The 1,830-nt window shown below is 37.5% G+C and carries 1 protein-coding gene; it reads left to right on the plus strand.

The window, feature by feature from the left end:
• The first annotated feature begins 179 nt into the window (after positions 1-179).
• Positions 180-1,628 (plus strand): T9SS type A sorting domain-containing protein, encoded by a 1,449-nt coding sequence (locus tag LC115_05515; GenBank protein ID MCZ2356136.1) that lies wholly within the window; start codon positions 180-182, stop codon positions 1,626-1,628.
• The last annotated feature ends 202 nt before the right edge of the window (positions 1,629-1,830 follow it).

Raw genomic sequence — 1,830 nt, forward strand, 5'->3', positions numbered from 1 at the left:
CCGAGAAAAAAAACACCGGAATCCCAAAATAAATTTTGGTCTTCTCTTTTTTTTCTCGGAACTTCGTCAAGCGCTGCGTTAGTGCCAATGCTAAAAAACGATAGTACAACATTGAAAATTTTGACAGATTAAACTTTTATTCATTTTGACCGTCAAACAGAAAAATACACAATTGCATCATGAAAAAATTATTATCATCTATCTTTATACTGATTGTTTTGTTAACATCTAACACAAAAGGACAGGTACTTATTGACACCATTTCGTTAGTGTCAAACGAAAAAACAAATACCAAGTTTTGTTTCAACAACACTAAATTAATGGCTGGAAACAGTGTAAATGACCGCTATATTATTTACTACAACGTAGACACCATTTTTTTAAACGTAAATCAGTCTGGTAGTTGGACACGAAAAACTGCGTACACAGGAAATAATATTAATTCGGCAACATTATCCTTTTATAAGGACACGATATGGATATGCTGGAAAGAAGGTGTTTTATCAGCACAAATAAAAGCTCGATATACTGCCGACAAGGGAAATTCATGGAGTTCTGTACTTCCTGTTTCGCCTGTGGGTAAAGTAGCCGCCCCTTCAATTTATGCAGCATCGAATGGCAAAATACACTTTGTGTGGTCTACAGAATCTCCGAGCGACACAACAGTTTATCATAATGTATATAACAATGGAGCTTTTTTACCTTTACCCAACCCTTTGAGTAATCCAACAGGGCAGGGACAATGGCCATCAGTTATTGCGGTAGGTGATACGGTTCTTGCTGCATGGAAAGAAGGTCCGCTACCTACAAAAGTTTGGTTTAGAAGTTCATTTGATGGAGGTCTGTCTTGGAACTCGCTTTCATCCATTCCAACAACAACTTCATTGTCCATATTCAAAGACCCCAACCTTGCCTACGCATACGATTCTACAACAAACACACATTACACATATCTTTCGTATGACGGGCAAAATTTAATCTATTTACAACGCAGTACCGATTTTGGGAATAATTGGTCAATGCCTGACACCATAAGTAATCTCAATAAATGGTCTCAGTTTGCACATATCGAATGTAACAATAAAGGTTTTGTTGGGATTTCGTACGAACAAAGACCAATCAGCTCATCACTATTTGACGACACAAAAAAAGATGTTGGTTTTACTTACTCTACAAATTGGGGTGCTAGTTTCAGTATTGACACATTAGCATATACCCATAACGGATTCGGTTCAGCATATCCTGCATTTAATAAAATAGATGAAAATAATTTTTATTTGACTTGGCTAACTAAAGACACGGTTAATAATAAAATGAATGTCTTAGAAAGATTAATATATTTCAGCAACACGACCGGAATAAATACGTACAAACAAGATATGAAATCACAAGTTCATATTTTCCCAAATCCCTTTTCTACGCAGACTGTTTTGCATTCCCCAAATCAGTTAAATAATGTCGCCCTGCATTTATACAATGGTTTCGGACAGGAAGTAAAAGAAGTTAAAAATATCAATGGTCAGACAATCATGCTCTCACGTGACAATATTCCAAGTGGACTATATTTTATTCAACTGACACAAGACAGTAAAGTAATTGCGACAGAGAAAATTATCATCACCGACTGACACGCACGGACGATACAAAGCACTGGCACTAACAAGGGCTTGCCGCAAGCGGGGTGACAGTGGTATATTGAACTTTAGTGCTTTCTATTTACATTTGTGCTTGTTGACAGGTTAGTGCTTCTAAGCCCCGCCTGACGGCAAGCCCTGAAACGTTGAGCGACATTACGCCTGCGGCGTAGTTTTGTTCTTCGTGTTTTGCTGC

This window comes from Bacteroidia bacterium (assembly GCA_026932145.1).
Lineage (GTDB): Bacteria > Bacteroidota > Bacteroidia > J057 > JAIXKT01 > JAIXKT01.